Origin of the sequence: Colwellia sp. C1TZA3, from assembly GCF_007954265.1 — a bacterium.
Taxonomy (GTDB): domain Bacteria; phylum Pseudomonadota; class Gammaproteobacteria; order Enterobacterales; family Alteromonadaceae; genus Cognaticolwellia.
Window position 1 is genome coordinate 1 of sequence record NZ_VOLS01000139.1, and the last position, 1,202, is coordinate 1,202.

At 32.9% G+C, this 1,202-nt stretch carries 2 protein-coding genes; both read right to left on the reverse strand.

Annotation, left to right across the window (positions count from 1 at the left end; all coding sequences use genetic code 11):
• Window positions 1–167: 167 nt before the first annotated feature.
• On the reverse strand, window positions 168–425 hold the full coding sequence (locus ESZ39_RS17510; RefSeq protein ID WP_146881193.1) for a hypothetical protein: 258 nt from the start codon (window positions 423–425) through the stop codon (window positions 168–170).
• Window positions 426–587: 162 nt separating this feature from the next.
• Window positions 588–851, reverse strand: coding sequence for a hypothetical protein (locus ESZ39_RS17515; RefSeq protein ID WP_146881194.1), 264 nt, complete (start codon window positions 849–851; stop codon window positions 588–590).
• Window positions 852–1,202 lie beyond the last annotated feature (351 nt).

Sequence of the window (1,202 nt, forward strand, 5' to 3'; positions counted from 1 at the left end):
AGGTAACAACTTGCTTAAAATAGCTTCTTTTCTTTCTGTTGAATAACTAGACATTTATTGTTCGATTACCACTCCCCGATCTAAAAAAATTTAATTTTAGGGGTGACAACTATTCTGACACGGGGGGGGAACTAGCCAACTGTAATTTGTCCCGCTTAAACAGCTTGTTATATTGCATTAAATGCATCAACAATAAAATAAATTAAGAATACCCCAAAAGGGATACTTATCCCCCAAAAGAGCAAAAACATTCTTGAACATAACCTTTCAAGATAAACATCATTCAATTTTTCCCACTTTCGTCGAAGTAAAAACTTTAGAAAAGAGGAGTTGTTGGCTGGTGTGCTGTTAAAAAAAACTGATGGTTTTCCCATATCAGAATATATCTTCGCATGCTTTTTTTCTAAATAATCAAACAATTCCATGCATGAAACCACCCAATAAAATATTGGCAGAATTAAAATGATTGGGATTATTTCCACGGCAGTCTCCATGCAATATAACGCCCCATTAAGAGGCTAAAAATAGTGGGCTAAAATGGAGCGAAGCGAACAGCCCGCTGTTTTTAGTCCTGCTTTAATGCCTTGTTAGCTTTCTAGTATCGCAGCTAGCAACATCGCAGTACTATTATTTATTGCATGGATAACCATTACAACCAATATTGCATGACCCATAGATATTTTATCCCAATACTTATAAGCCATAGTCATAAAGAAAAATAGTGGAAAAGTAGCTATCCCCCAAAAAGTAAATTGCAGAGAATGAATAACACCCCAAAATAAAGCACTTAATATTGATAAGACAATAATATTATCAATAAATTTTTGAAGAATTAAGATGATAGGAATCATCAATAATGTCTCAAAAATAGGTGATATAATTACAACCCCAAAAAATGTATGAATTGATATTTCAAAATCAGGTGAGTCAGCATTAGGAAAAATAAAATCTAAGAGGTAACTTAGAGGTAAAGAAATAGTTAATACAAGTAAAGTAACTTTAAAAGCATAAACTAATATTGGTTGCTCAATATTTGACAGAAATTTGATAGTGATTACATCCTTGTAAAGAAAGCTAACGCCTCATTAAGAGGAAATTTGTAGTTGGCTAAAATGTTGAACGCAGTGAAAACAGCCAACTGTAAATTTTCCTGCTTTAATGACTTGTTATGTGTTTATGCTAAGTACCTGACCTTTAACATG